The sequence below is a fragment of the Amycolatopsis orientalis genome (assembly GCF_000943515.2).
Classification (GTDB): domain Bacteria; phylum Actinomycetota; class Actinomycetes; order Mycobacteriales; family Pseudonocardiaceae; genus Amycolatopsis; species Amycolatopsis orientalis.
Genome location: NZ_CP016174.1, coordinates 5,363,958 through 5,377,955 on the forward strand (window position 1 = coordinate 5,363,958; position 13,998 = coordinate 5,377,955).

Consider the following 13,998-nt stretch of genomic DNA (forward strand, 5'->3'; position numbering starts at 1 on the left):
GGGAGCGGCAGGTGGTTCGGTCTGGCACCCTCGTGGGAGAGCCCTCGCGGCGCGTGCAGGCGTCGAGTGCACAGTGGACAGATCGCCGTCGGAAGGAAGTCCGTTGACAGCTCAGCCCGAACCCGCCGACCTCACGCTGGAGCAGAAGGCGTCACTGCTGTCCGGCCGCGACTTCTGGCACACCGAGGCGATCGACGCCGCGGGCGTACCGGCGATCCTGCTCTCCGACGGCCCGCACGGGCTTCGACGGCAGGTCGCCGACGCCGACAATCTCGACGTCCACGACAGCATCTCCGCCACATGCTTCCCGCCGTCGGTCGCGGTGGGTTCCAGCTGGGATCCCGAGGTCGCGGCGCGGGTCGGCACGGCCATCGGCAGGGAAGCCCGCGCGGCCGGGGTCTCGGTGGTGCTCGGACCCGGTGTGAACATCAAACGGTCCCCGTTGTGCGGCCGCAATTTCGAGTACTACTCCGAGGACCCGCTGCTGAGCGGAATACTCGCCACCGCTTACGTGCGGGCCCTGCAGGCCGAAGGCGCGGGCGCGTCGGTGAAGCATTTCGCGGCCAACAACCAGGAAACCGACCGGATGCGGATCAGCGCGGACGTGGACGAGCGGACCCTGCGCGAGATCTACTTCCCGGCGTTCGAACGAGTGGTGACCGAAGCGCGTCCGGCGACGGTGATGTGCTCGTACAACCGCGTCAACGGCGTCCTCGCCTCGCAGAACCGTCGTCTGCTCACCGACGTCCTGCGTGACGAGTGGGGTTTCGACGGCGCCGTCGTCTCGGACTGGGGCGCGGTGAACGACCGGGTCGCGGCGCTCGCCACGGGGCTGGACCTCGAGATGCCGGGTACCGGTGGCAGCAGTGACGCCGAGATCGTGGCGGCGGTCCGGAACGGCGAGCTGGACGAAGCCGTCGTCGACCGGAGCGTCCGCCGCGTTCTCGCCCTCGTCCGCCAGGCGGTCCCACCGGGCGGTGACGTCGATCCCGACGAGCAGCACAGACTGGCGAAGGAGGTCGCCGCCGACTGCGCCGTCCTGCTGAAGAACGAGCGGGAGACGCTGCCGCTGGCCAGGGACGCCGCGGTGGCGGTCATCGGCGAGTTCGCGGTGAACCCGCGCTTCCAGGGCGGTGGCAGCTCCCACGTCAACCCCACCCGGGTCGACGCCGCACTCGACGCGATGCGGCGGCTCGGCGAGTCCGTGACCTACGCGAGCGGCCTGGCCGACAGCGCGGTCGAGATCGCCCGCGAAGCCGACGTCGCGGTGGTGTTCGCGGGACTGGGCGAAACGGACGAATCCGAAGGCTTCGACCGGGAGACCCTCGATCTCCCCGCGGCCCAGGTGGACCTCATCAAGGCGGTCGCCGCGGCGAGCAGGCGCACCGTGGTGGTCCTCTCCCACGGTGGCGTGGTGTCGCTGGAGGGCTGGCACGACGACGTCGACGCAGTTCTCGACGGCTGGCTGCTCGGTCAGGCGGGCGGAAGCACGATCGCCGACCTGCTTTTCGGGATCACGAACCCGTCGGGGCATCTCGCCGAGAGCATCCCGCTGCGTTTGCGGGACAACCCCAGCTACCTCACCTTCCCCGGCGAGTCGGGGCACGTCCGGTACGGCGAGGGGGTCATGGTCGGCTACCGCTACTACGAGACCGTCGAGGTCGCTGTCCGGTACCCCTTCGGCCACGGCCTGTCCTATACGACGTTCGAGACCGGGGACCTGACGGTCACGGCGACGGGCGACGACTCGGCCGACGTCGCGGTGAGCGTGACCAACACCGGCACCCGGGCCGGTAAGCACGTCGTCCAGGTCTACGTCGCCACCGGCGCGGCCCCGGTCCGCAGCCCGGCGCGAGAACTCCGGGCCTTCACCAAGGTCTTCCTCGAACCGGGCGAGACCCGGCGGGTCGAACTCACCCTCGGCCGCCGTGCTTTCGCCTGGTACGACATCGAACTGAGCCGGTGGGTGGTCTCGCCCGGCGAGTACACCGTCCAGATCGGGCGGAGCGCGGCGCAGATCGTCGCCGAAAGGCCCATCACCCTGGCGGGCGACGTCATCGTCCGGGTCCTGTCGCTCGATTCCACGGTCGAGGAGTGGTTCGGCCATCCGGTGGCCGGGCCCGAACTCGGCGAACTCCTGGCCGCGAGCCTGCCCGCCGGGCAAAGCAGGCAGGTGGAGGGCAGCCCCGACTGGTTGCGCATGATCGCTTCGATGCCGATGCGCCAGTTCACCAAGCTCCTGGCCTATCGGGGGATCGAGCTGCCCGACGGCAGCATCCCGCGGCTGATCGAGCTGAGCAAAGGCCGTGACGACGGGTGACCGGTACTCCGCACCGCCGTTAGAGGGCCCGAGTCAGTCGAATCGATTCGACTCGGCATTATCATCGGCTGATGGTCACCATCGCAGATGTCGCCCGAGCGGCCGGGGTTTCCCCGAGCACCGTGTCCTACGTGCTTTCGGGCAGGCGTTCGATCTCCGAGGACACCCGTCGCCGCGTCCAGCACAGCATCAGCGAACTGGGTTACCATCCGAACGCCGGCGCCCGCGCGCTGGCCAGCAGCCGTACCAACGTGCTCGCGCTCGTCGTCCCCCTGCGGACGGACCTGAACGTCCCGGTGGTCATGCAGTTCGTCGCGGCCACGGTCACCGAGGCGCGCACCTACGACCACGACGTCCTGCTGCTGACCAAGAACGAAGGCCCGGACGGACTGCGCCGGGTCGCCGCGTCCGCCATCGCGGACGCGCTGATCGTGATGGACGTCGAAACCTCCGAACCCCGCCTGCCGGTGCTGAGATCCTTGCACCGGCCGGTGGTGCTGATAGGAGTTCCCGCCGATCCCGGTGACCTGACGTGCGTCGATCTCGACTTCACCGCCGCCGGTGCCGCGAGCGTCACCCATCTGGCCGATCTCGGCCACCGCGAGGTCGCGTTGATCGGCCCCTCCCCCGCGGTCTACAAACGCGGTACCAGCTACGCGGGTCGCTTCCTGCGCGGTTTCCGTCAAACGGCGACGAAACGCAAGGTCCGCGCCGGTTCGTTCCCGTGCGCGCCGTCTTACGACGCGCTGCGTGCCTGCCTCGACGACGTCTTCGCCAAGCATCCCGGCGTGACCGGGCTCGTCGTGCACAACGAGGCCATCCTCGGTCCGCTGCTGTCCGAACTGAACCGGCGCGGCAAGCAGGTACCGCGGGACATCTCGGTCCTGGCGGTCTGCCCGGAGGACATGGCCGAAGCACAGTCGGTCCAGCTCACGTCGATCGCCATCCCGGCCGCCGAACTCGGCAGCCTCGCGGTCGAGATGGCGATGCGCCGCCTCGACGACGGAGGCCAGGCCGAGGTCCGGCTGCTGTCACCCCGGCTGACCGAACGAGGCAGCACCGGCCCGGCCGGCACCTAGGCGACCCGGTCTCGTGAGTGGTAAGTGTCGTTAGAACCGTCATCTCTCTTAGGTACCTGCTCGTAGCCTGCGGCTTTGCTCGCGGTGACTGGTGGGGCCACTGAACCTGGTGGCGATGGTCCGAGCTGGCCGCCAACGAACCTACCCCCGGTAGGTACCTAAAACACCTTGGCTCTAACCGTCATTACCACTCACGAGCGGCATGGCCTCCTACCGCGGCCCGGTCCGGCCTGGCTGACGGAAGCGTGGCCGCGGCTCCTGGTATGGCCGTGAGTTACAAGGGGCGCAGATGTTCCCTGCGCCCCGCCAGGGACGATCAGCGTCTCAAGCGTGGCGCTCACCTCCCCCAGTACAGGCGAGGACGATCCCGAAGTCCGCGCGAGTAGGCGGTTGGGCGCGTGGGGCGGGAGTGGTAAGTGTCGTTAGAACGACACTTACCACTCACGACCCACTTGACCGACTCCCTACCGCAGAGGCCCGCCGGTCCGGTGGTTTCCCAGCTGGACGAGGCTCACCGGCACCGGAGCACCCGGCCCGGGTTCGGTCGAGACCACCGCCAGCGACAGGCTGTTCGCGGTCTTGAGGACCCCGGCCGGGAGCACGAAGTCGCGCTGCGGACCGCCGTTGACGTACTGGCCCATGTTCCACCCGTTGACGAAGACGAACACCCGGTACTTGCCCGCCCGCTCGCCGAACCGCAGCGCGACGGAGACGTCCTGGTCCCGGGGCGCGTCGAACCGGAAATCGGTGCGGTACCAGGAAACACCCGGCCCGGTGGTCGCCGGCGGCCGCTCCCAGCGACCGTGCCCGCCCGGGAGATGCCATCCCTCGCGTTCGCCGTACAGGCCGCCGGTGTTCAGCGGACCGCGTTCGACGTCGTTGTCGCGAGCGCCCCGGATCTGCCAGGAGACCTTCGCGTCGCCGATCACCGCGCCGAAGAGCCCGCGCGGCTGCTTGAACCTGGTGTCGTCGGCCGTCCAGTCGTCGTTGTGGCCCATGTTGGTCACCAGCACCGAAAGCCGGGCGGGTTTCCCCTTGGCCAGCAACCCTTCCGGCACCGGGAAGTCACCGCGGCCGGGGTCGCGGTTCACCGGAGCTTCCGAATCGGCCTGCGTTCCGCCAAGGGCGGATCCGAGGTAGCGACCGTTGAGCCACACCAGATAGCTGCCGCCCTTACCCGTGATGGCGTTCAGCGACACCGTCTTCTCGGTTCCCTCGGCGGTGAAATCCCCGCGGTACCAGACGTTGCCGTGGTGATAGCCGTAGTCGTCGGAGTACAGGACCGGCAGGGTCTTCGGCTTGATCGGGCTCGCGGTCGTGGTCCTGTCCGCGACGGTCCAGCCCGTGTCACCGAAGGCGGGCGGTTCGGCCCGGTACCGCCAGTCCGACAACGCGGGCAGCGTCACCGCACGCGGGCCCGGGAGGGCACCCAGCAGCGAACCACTCGGTGTGCGCCGGGTCTCCACATGCTTGCCGCCGACGACGAGCCGCCGCGCCGGCGCGAAGACCTCCACGTCACCCGGTGCGTCCGTGTCCGCCCGGAGCACGAGCTTGTCGCCCGCCATCTTGGCGTCACGCACGACCGACGTCCCCCGGACCAGTACCGGCCCGGCCCCGGTGTCCATCCGCCAGAACCGCGCGGCGGTCTCGTCGGTGCCGAGCAGGAGCAGCATCGGTGGCCGTCCGCCACCGGAGACGAGCCCCCTGGCCAGCCCGGAATGGGTGTAGTCGAGCCGCAGATCCTTGCCGTCGAACGAGCTTCGCACGTCACCTTCGAGCACGCGGACGTCCGGCGCCGAGGAGTACCGCAGCACCGTCGATCCCTGCTCGCCTTCCCGCCCGTACAGCATCGCGACGTCGCGGCCGTCGACGGTGACGTGGGTCAGGATCTCCGAGTTCGACCAGACCAGCCGCTGTCCGCCCAGGTCGTATCCGGCGACGAGGATTTTGGCGTCCCGTCCATTGACGCGGACCGGCACGGAGTAGTTCCCGTCCGGTGTCGCCCAGTCCACAGTGGTCGAAAGATCGGAGGACGCCCGCCGATCCGTGTGCCGGACGAGGACGAACTGCGTGCGAGTGTCCGGATTGGACCTCGCCTGGGTGAACACGGCCGGGTCCGACGGCTTCGGCGCCGCGGCCGGGTCCGTCTTCCGCAACGGCGCGACCGTGGTCATGAAGTAGCCCTGCCGCTTGAACTCGTCGTACTTCGTGGTCAGCCCCCGCGACTCGGTGATCGCCGCGCCGTAGTCGTAGGAGGTGTAGACGTCGTTCGGCTGCGGCAACCACCCCCAGGAGGTGCCGCCGTACAACATGTAGTACCCGAACATCGTCGCACCGCTGCCGATGGCGTTCGACTTGTAGTACACCTTCATGTAGTCGGGTCCGGTCAGCTCCCGGCACTTCTCGTAACCCGCGTTGTTCAGGTCGATCGCGCCCGCCTGGTACTCGGCGGCGTAGACCGGCGCGTCGTCACGCAACCGCCGCGTGACACCTTCGCCCCACGTCCCCCAGGTACCGGGGTCGGGGCAGTTGAACGACTGCGGATAGTCGTCGACGCCGGGGATCTGGACGGCGCCCTGTCCCGACGACCAGTTCGGCAGGTCGCCGTTGCAGCAGTTGTTGTGCACGATCGGGACGTCGATCCCGTCGGCCCTGGCCTTCTCCTGGAGCTGTTCCATGTAGAGCGGATCGACGTTGGCGCCGTATTCGTTCTCCGCGTTGTACGCGATCACCGAACCGCCGCGGGTGACCTGGTGGCGGGCCAGGATCGGGTTGATCCGGCCGAGCCATTCCCGGTAGGCGGCGGTGTAGCCGGGGTCGCTCGACCGCGCGCGCCCGTCGACGTTCTTGAGCCAGGCGGGAAAGCCGCCCCCGGTGGTCTCGGCGTTGATGTAGGGACCCGGCCGGGCGATCACGTAGAGCCCGAGCTCCTCGGTCATCCGCAGGAGCCGTTCCACGTCCCGCACTCCGCTGAAGTCGTAGACCCCGGGCGCCGGAGAGTGGTATCCCCAGTGGAAGTACAGCGAGACGCCGGTGAACCCGGCCGCCCGGATCTTCTCCAGCACGTCCCGCCACAGCTCCGGGCTGGGCAGCCGGAAGTAGTGGAACTCCCCCGACCACACCATGATCCGCTCCCCGTCGACGGTGAGCGAGTACTTGTCGTAGCCGACCTTGTGCTCACGCGCCTGCGCGACCGGGGCCGCGTTCACCGCGGCCCCGGGTGCGACGACCAGGCCCAGCACCATCAACAGGGCGAGGACCATCCTCATTGGACACCTTCGATCGTCAGGGTGCTTCCCGTGGCCACGATCGGATCCTCACCTTCGGGGAAAGCCACCTTCCAGTCGCCGGGCGCCGACTCGGCGTCGATGTGGACGCTGTCGCCCTCCCGGCGGGTGTGGAACGTCGAGCCGCCGACGGTGGTGGTGATCCGGGCGCCGTCGTCCAGGCGGTACAGCCCCAGCGTGACGCCGTCGGCGTAGTCGTAGTCCGGCCGGTCGTCGACGGCGCCCAGCGGCAGGACGGTGTTGGGCCGTACGAGCAGCGGAACGGTGAGCATGTCGCAGACGGTCGTCACCCACCGCGGGCCCTGGATCTCGTCCCCGGTGAAGAAATCGGTCCAGACTCCGTCGGGCACGTAGTAGGTCACTTCGCCGTCGTCGGAGAACACCGGCGCCACCAGCAGGGAGTCGCCGAGCATGTACTGCCGCTCCAGGTGGGCGCACGCCGGATCGGACGGGAACTCCAGCGCCATCGCCCGCATCATCGGCGTGCCGTCCGTCGACGCCTGCGTCGCCGCGTGCCACAGGTACGGCATCAGCCGTGCCTTGAGCTTGGAGAAGACGCGCAGGACGTCGACGGCTTCCTCGTCGAACAGCCACGGCACCCGGTAGGACGAACTGCCGTGCAGCCTGCTGTGCGAGGAGAGCATCCCGAACGCGATCCAGCGTTTGAACAGGGCCGGGTCCGGAGTGCCTTCGAAGCCGCCGATGTCGTGGCTCCAGTAGCCGAAACCGGACAGGCCGAGGGAAAGCCCGCCGCGCAGGCTCTCCGCCATCGACTCGTAGGTCGACTCGCAGTCACCGCCCCAGTGCACCGGGAACTGCTGGGATCCCGCGGTGGCCGAGCGGGCGAACACCACGGCCTCCCCTTCCCCGCGGTGTTCTTTGAGCACTTCGAAGACCGTCTGGTTGTACAAATAGGTGTAGTAGTTGTGCATCCGCTCGGGATCGGATCCGTCGAAGTAGACGACGTCCGTCGGGACCCGCTCGCCGAAGTCGGTCTTGAAGCAGTCCACGCCCTGTTCGAGCAGCGCGGCCAGCTTGCCCGCGTACCACTCGCGCGCGGCGGGATTGGTGAAGTCGACCAGCGCCATCCCCGGCTGCCAGAGATCCCACTGCCAGACGTCACCGTTCGGTTTCCGCAGCAGGTAGCCGCCCGCGACCCCCTCGGCGAACAACGGAGACCGTTGCGCCACATACGGATTGATCCAGACCGAGATCCGCAGGTCCCGGGCCTTCAGCCGCTCCAGCATGCCGACCGGATCCGGGAACATCCGCGGATCCCATTCGAAGTCGCACCAGTTGAACTCGCGCATCCAGAAGCAGTCGAAGTGGAACACGCTCAGCGGCAGGTCACGTTCGATCATGCCGTCGACGAAACCCGAGACGGTCTCCTCGTCGTAGGACGTGGTGAACGACGTCGACAGCCACAGCCCGAACGACCACGCGGGCGGGAGCGCCGGCTTGCCGGTCAGCGCCGTGTACTTGCGCAGGATCTCCTTCGGGCTGGGGCCGTAGATGACGAAGTACTCCAGCGACTGGCCCTCGACACTGAACTGGACCCGCGACACGGCTTCCGAAGCGACCTCGAAGGAGACATGTCCCGGGTGGTTGACGAACACGCCGTAACCGGCGTTGGTCAGGTAGAACGGCACGTTCTTGTAGGCCTGTTCGCTGCTCGTGCCCGCGTCGGCGTTCCAGATGTCGACGACCTGGCCGTTGCGCACCAGCGGCCCGAACCGCTCCCCGAGCCCGTAGACCTGGGCCCCCACGCCCAGGTCCAGCTGGTCACGGACATGGTGTTTCCCATCGAGGCTCATGAAGCCCATGCCCTTGGCCCCGCTGGTGGTGAGCGTCTTGCCGTCCGCGACGAAGTCGACCTTCCACCCCTCGCCGCGGTGGAGCCGGACCGACAACGCGCCGGCGGTGAGCGTGTGACCGTCCTCGGAGATCTTCGCCTCCTCGTCGACGGCCGACAGTTCGAAGCGGGGCTCCTGCGGCAACCCACCCTCGAAATGCGTGACGCTCACCCCGATCACATCCGGCATCGGCGACGAGAAGCCGACCGTCGCCACCGGCCCCTTCAACAGGTCGCCGCGATGCCGGATGCGATGGGTCGGCGCGTGCACCACGATCCGGCCGTCCCCCGCGGTGAGGTCGTACACCTCCACCGGATGCGCCGCCTGTACCCCTTCGCGCAGCAGCCAGTAGCCGTTGCTGAACTTCATTTGACCGCCCCTGCCGTAATGCCACGTGTCAACGTTCGCTGGAAGATCAAGAAGAAGGCGATCGCCGGGATGACCCCGAGCAACGCCGACGCATTGGCCATGGTCGCGTCCATCATCCGCTGGCCCTGCAGGAGACCCAGTGCGACCGGAACGGTCTGGGTGTCGTTGGAGATCAACAGGATCAGCGGCAGGAAGAACTCGTTCCATGTCCAGATGAAGAAGAAGACGAACAGAACCCCGAGCGTCGGCCTGCTGATCGGCACGACGACCCGCAGCAGGGTCTGCCATTTGTTGGCACCGTCCAGCCTCGCCGCCTCGAGCAGTTCCGTGGGGAAACCGACGTAGGTCGACGAAAGCAGATAGGTGCCGAAAGCGGATTGGATGATCGTGAAGATGATGATCACGGACAACTGGGTGTCGTAGAGCCCGGTCTCGTTCGCGAGGAAGTACAGCGGGTAGGCCAAGGCCTCCTGCGGCAGCGTGTTCGCGATCAGGAAGGCGATCAGGATCCACGCCCGGCCCCGGACCTTGCCGATGCCCAGCGCGTAGGCGTTGAAGACCGAGATCACCACCGCGAGCACCGCGACGGTCCCACTGATCATGAGGGAGTTGAGCAGCTTCTCGCCGAAGCCGACCCGTTCCCAGAAGTCGATCAGCCCTTGCAGGTGAATGCCGTCCGGGATGGACAACGGGCCGTCGGCCGCGTACTCGGCCGGTGACTTCAGCGCGTTCATCGCCACGATCACGAACGGCGCGAGCATGACGATCGAGAGGACGATCAGCGACCAGAGCGTCGCATGGCGTTTCACGAACGCTCACCCCGGTTCTGCACTCGAAGGAACACGGTCGTCAGGATCAGGATCAGGACCATGAGCACGGTCGCGATCGCCGCGCCATAGCCGACCTGCGTCTTCTCGAAGAAATTCTGGAACGAGAAGTACGACGGCACGTTCGTCGCGCCACCGGGCCCACCGCGGGTCAGCACGTAGATCGGCCCGAACACCTTCAGCGCGGCGATGGTGCAGGTCAGTAGGACGACGAACACCTCGGGCCGCAACTGCGGCACGGTCACATGCCAGAACCGGCTCCACCAAGACGCGCCGTCGAGTTCGGCCGCCTCATGCAGTGACGGATCCGCCCGCTGCATCCCCGCCATGAAGATCACCACCGGATAACCGACCTGGATCCACAGCATCACCCCCATCACGCTCCACAGCGCGAGATCAGGGTCGCCGAGCCAGTTCGCCGCCAGCCCGCCGAGCCCGATCTTCGACAGGAACTCGTTCAGCGCACCTTCCGGCGCGAGGATCCAGCCCCACACGATGCCCGCGACGGCGATCGGCAGCACCTGCGGCAGATAGACGCAGGCACGCAGGATGCTCGCCGCGCGCGGCCCGAACCGCTTCGCGACGACGTCGAACAGCGCGGCCGCGATCACCAAGCCCAGCACGGTCGGCACGATGGCCATCGCCACCACGAGCCCTAGGTTGTGCCGGAACGACGACCAGAACGTGCCGTCCGCGAACAACTTCCGGTAGTTGTCCAGCCCTGTCCACTTCGGATCCCCGGCGCCCGACCACTGGGTGAAGCTGATGCCGACGTTCATCACCATCGGCACCACGATCACCGCGATCAGCAGCAGCGCACCGGGGATCAGGAAGAGAAGATAGGTTCCCCGTCCTTTGGTCATTTGCCGACGTTCGCCAGATTCTCTTCGTAGGGCTTGGCGATCTCGTCGAGTGCCTGAGCCGGCGTCGCGCTCGAGGTGATGAGCTTCTGCACGGCCGAAGCGAGGACGTCGTAGTAGCCCGGCGCGGGCCAGTCCGGGTAGAACGCCAGGTTGTTCTCCGCCGACGCGGCGTTGAAGTCCTCCACCAGCTCCTTCAACCGCGGATTGGCGGGAGGCGTCGAGGCGTTCACGATCGGCACCCCACCGGCTTCACGCAGCTTGTCCTGAATGGGCTGCGACATCGTGATCGCGATGAAGTCGAGGGCGAGCTCCCGGTTCTTGGACCCCTTGGGGATGACCCACATGTTGCCCGCCGAACCGGAGGCGATCCCCGGCCACCGGACCGAACCCCACTCGAAGTTCTTGATGCCCTTGACCAGCCTGCCGTACCACCAGCTGCCGCTGATCATGATCGGGTACTTGCCCTGGATGAACGCGGACCCCATGTCCTCGGCCTTCAGCCCGGCCGAGTCCTTGGCGATGTAACCCTTCTTCACCCACTCGGCGAAGGTGGTCGCACCGTAGGTCCAAGCGGCGTCGTGGAAGTCCACCTTGCCGGTGTACCGCTGGAAACGGTCCACCCAGTCGCGATCGGCCTTGGTCAGCGCGAGCTGGTACATCACCTGCTGCGCCGGGTACTCCGCCCCGGCCACCGCCAACGGGGTCACCCCCGCGCCGGCGAACTTGTCCATCGCCGTGGTCAGCTGCTCGATCGTGGTGGGCGCCGCGAGGCCGTGCTTCGCGAACATGTCCTTGTTGTAGAAGATCTTGACGTACTCGGCGTAGTTCGGGATGCCGTACCACTTCCCGTCCCCCATCACGCCACGTTCGTCGTAGCGCGCGGTGGTCTGCATCGCCGGATTGAGCTGCTTGTCCCAGCCTCGTTTCGTCACCTCATCGCTGATGTCGGTCAGCAGCCCCTGCTTGGACAGCAACCCCGCGGTGGCGTTTCCCTTGCTGTATTCGAGGATGTCCGGCGCGTCCTTCGAATTCAGCACCATCGGTGCCGTCTTCTGCATTTGCTCGAAGCCCTTCTCCTCGAAGGAGACCTTGACTCCGGGGTGGCTCGCCTCGAACTGCTTGATCGCTTCGGCCCAGGCGGTGCCCATCGCGCTGTCCGGTGGCTCGAAGTGCCACAGCTTCAACGTTTTCGGATCGCCACTGTCCGATCCGGACCCACAACCGGCGAGCGCCAGCATGGCGACCACGGCGGCCGCCAAACCTCGTTTGAACATCGGTGCTTCCTCCACAAAATCGGTGATCATCGGCCGGTGAGGGTCCACGTGGCCTGGTCTGTGTGGGTACGGCCGTCCTTGACTCCGGAGACCGTGACCACGTTGGGTCCGGGACTGAGGGAGACGTCGGGCCAGACGACGACCCGGTCGGCGCCGCTGCGCGCGGTCCCGACCTGCGTGCCGTTGATGTGCAGTGTGACGGTGTCGGCGTTCGTGTACACCTTGACGTCGGTTTTCGGAACCGTCCGCTCCGTCCAGCGGCCGCTGCCGAGGTGGACGACCGGGGTCCGGGTCCAGTTCGCCTGGTACCAGTAGTACGCGTCCTTCCGGATCGCGCGGTCCCCGGTCACGAGGCCCTTGTCGTTGCGGCCGTAGGTGTCACCTTCGCTGCGACCGTCCGAGGCGAAGTCGAACATCACCCAGACGAAGCCACCCCACAGGTACGGACGGCTCTCGATCGCGCGCCAGTAGTCCTCGTGGAAGGAGGCTTGGTACTCCTCGGGATGCCAATCCGAATCCGGCACCGGCCGCGCCGGCCGTTCCTCGTGCTGGTGGACGCTCGCGCCCGCGCCGTACTCGCTCATGCCGATCCTGCGCCACGGGTCGGCGGCGTGCAGTTCGTCCGCCCATTTCCCGAAGTCCGCGGTCGAGTCGGTGTACCAGCCGAAGTACTTGTTGTAGCCGCTGATCTCGGCGTGCGAGTTCAAGGTGCCGCGGTCCCACACGCAGCAACTCGCGTACGCGGTCATACCGCCCGGCCGCTCGGCCGTGACCTGCCGGGTCAGCGCGGCGACGAGTTCGTTGACCTCGGGGGTGTCGTTCCAGAGTTCGTTGCCCAGTCCCCAGAACACCACGGACGGGTGGTTGAAATTCTGCCGGACCAGCTCGCTCGTCTGCTGTTCGATGTTGGTCCGGAAGCCGGGGTCCGTGCCGGTGAGGTTGACCAGCGGGATCTCGGTCCACACGAGGAAGCCGTGCCGATCGGCGAGGTCGTAGAACCGGGGGCCGTGCTGGTAGTGCGCGGTCCGCACGGCGTTCACGCCCATTTCGGACATCAGCCGGAAGTCTTCCGCCAGCTCCGAAGGCGAGATCGCGAAACCCTTGCCGATCCGGTCCTGGTGCAGGTTCACGCCCTGGACGCGCAGGTGGTTTCCGTTGAGGTGCAAGCCTTTGTCCGGATCCACGGAGACGGTCCGGACGCCGAGCGGCTCGGTCACCGTGTCCATGACCCGTCCTGTGCGCGGGTCGAGGACGTCGACCGCGACCTGATAGGTGAACGGGTCCGCGCGGCCTGCCCAGAAGCGTGGCCGGTCGATCACGAGTGTCTGCGCGACCGAGGTCCCCGCCGGGCGCACCCCCGTCGTTCCCTGCGCGACGGTCCTGCCGTGTTCCCCGATGATCCGGGAACGCACTTTCGCGTTCCCGCCGTCGAGCTTGGTGGTGACGTCGATCGTCGCCTGTCCCGTCGACACGTCACGTTGACGCAGGTAGACGCCAGGGCCGCCGAAGTCGAGCATGGCGACGTGCACCCGGTCGGTCACGACCAGGCTGACGTCGCGGTACAGCCCGCCGCCCATGGTGAAGTCGCCGGACAACGGCGCGACCGTGGCGTCCGGCGCGTTGCTGACGCTGACCGCGACGACGTTGGCCCGTCCCGGTCGCAGCACCGAGGTCACGTCGAACCGGAACCGGGAATAGCCGCCCTTGTGCGCACCGAGCCGGACGCCGTTGACCCAGACGACCGCGGTGGTGTTGGCGCCGTCGAACTGCAGCCAGAGCTTCCTGCCCGCCGCTTGCGGCGGCACCACGAGCGACCGGCGGTACCAGCCGACACCGCGGAAGTAGTCACCGCCGCCGTCCTGGCCGTCTTCGGCGTTCCAGGTGTGCGGCACCGTCACCCGCGACCACGTCGAATCGTCGAACCGGGCGTTCTCCGCACCGGGCACGTCCCCTCGGGCGAACCGCCAGTCCCGGTTGAGGTCGACGGTCTGACGGCCCGAGACCGGCGGCACCGGAGACGCGAACCCGACGGTGTTACCCAGCAGGAGGAAAACCACAACGAGGATCGAAACCGCCGTCTTGCGGCGATGTCCGCTGGCCATCGTGGCCTCCCTCGGAATCCGCGG

General features: G+C 67.5%; 8 protein-coding genes. 2 read left to right on the forward strand and 6 right to left on the reverse strand.

Annotated features, from left to right (window positions below):
- Window positions 1-103 precede the first annotated feature (103 nt).
- Together SD37_RS23495 and SD37_RS23500 are read left to right on the forward strand one after the other, a co-directional pair.
- Window positions 104-2,320: a glycoside hydrolase family 3 C-terminal domain-containing protein gene (locus SD37_RS23495; RefSeq protein WP_044854875.1), complete on the forward strand. Its 2,217-nt coding sequence runs from the start codon at window positions 104-106 to the stop codon at window positions 2,318-2,320.
- Between the two features lie 71 nt (window positions 2,321-2,391).
- Window positions 2,392-3,399, forward strand: coding sequence for a LacI family DNA-binding transcriptional regulator (locus SD37_RS23500; RefSeq protein WP_044854874.1), 1,008 nt, complete (start codon window positions 2,392-2,394; stop codon window positions 3,397-3,399).
- 464 nt (window positions 3,400-3,863) lie between these two features.
- Here the strand turns inward: SD37_RS23500 and SD37_RS23505 are convergent, their stop codons facing one another.
- The 6 genes from SD37_RS23505 to SD37_RS23530 are packed head-to-tail and all read right to left on the reverse strand — an operon-like array spanning window position 3,864 to window position 13,974.
- Window positions 3,864-6,668: a beta-galactosidase gene (locus SD37_RS23505; protein WP_065912945.1), complete on the reverse strand. Its 2,805-nt coding sequence runs from the start codon at window positions 6,666-6,668 to the stop codon at window positions 3,864-3,866.
- Window positions 6,665-8,908: an alpha-xylosidase gene (gene yicI, locus SD37_RS23510; protein ID WP_044854872.1), complete on the reverse strand. Its 2,244-nt coding sequence runs from the start codon at window positions 8,906-8,908 to the stop codon at window positions 6,665-6,667. Before yicI ends, SD37_RS23505 begins: the two co-directional genes overlap by 4 nt.
- Window positions 8,905-9,717: a carbohydrate ABC transporter permease gene (locus tag SD37_RS23515; protein WP_201788845.1), complete on the reverse strand. Its 813-nt coding sequence runs from the start codon at window positions 9,715-9,717 to the stop codon at window positions 8,905-8,907. The genes yicI and SD37_RS23515 overlap by 4 nt, the downstream gene beginning before the upstream one ends.
- Window positions 9,714-10,598, reverse strand: coding sequence for a carbohydrate ABC transporter permease (locus SD37_RS23520; protein WP_044854871.1), 885 nt, complete (start codon window positions 10,596-10,598; stop codon window positions 9,714-9,716). Before SD37_RS23520 ends, SD37_RS23515 begins: the two co-directional genes overlap by 4 nt.
- On the reverse strand, window positions 10,595-11,872 hold the full coding sequence (locus SD37_RS23525; protein ID WP_044855047.1) for an ABC transporter substrate-binding protein: 1,278 nt from the start codon (window positions 11,870-11,872) through the stop codon (window positions 10,595-10,597). Before SD37_RS23525 ends, SD37_RS23520 begins: the two co-directional genes overlap by 4 nt.
- A gap of 26 nt (window positions 11,873-11,898) precedes the next feature.
- Window positions 11,899-13,974, reverse strand: a complete 2,076-nt coding sequence (locus SD37_RS23530) for a glycoside hydrolase family 2 protein (protein WP_083255064.1) — start codon at window positions 13,972-13,974, stop codon at window positions 11,899-11,901.
- Window positions 13,975-13,998 lie beyond the last annotated feature (24 nt).